Genomic DNA, 306 nt, shown 5'->3' with positions numbered 1-306 from the left:
CTTCAACGATCTGGCTGCGCACGGCGACCTTGCTGCGTTCCTTGATGTAGTCGTCCTCGCGGAAACCGGAATTGCGCAGGCGCTCCGTAAAGAGGTTGCGGTCGAACTGGCCATTGACCGATTTAAAGGCGGGGTCTTCGGCAATGAGTTTGGCAAGACGGTCTTCCGAAAGACCGAGGTTCATCTTCGAAGCGAGTTCGTCAAGCGATGCCCCGGCTGCAAGCTGGCTGAAGACCTGGCGGTCGATGCCGAAGGCCTTGGCCTGTTCGGTCGTCAGCCTTGTGCCGAACTGGCGGCTGAGATCGG

The 306-nt window shown here is 59.5% G+C and carries 1 protein-coding gene; it reads right to left on the bottom strand.

Annotation, left to right across the window (positions count from 1 at the left end):
• Nucleotides 1-306, bottom strand: a 306-nt coding sequence (locus tag EN804_RS36140) for a SurA N-terminal domain-containing protein (protein WP_189602230.1), incomplete at both ends; no start/stop codon positions are given.

It is taken from the genome of Mesorhizobium sp. M8A.F.Ca.ET.161.01.1.1, assembly GCF_004792105.1.
In the GTDB taxonomy this organism is placed as follows: domain Bacteria; phylum Pseudomonadota; class Alphaproteobacteria; order Rhizobiales; family Rhizobiaceae; genus Mesorhizobium.
This window is presented reverse-complemented; position numbering and strand designations above follow the sequence as displayed.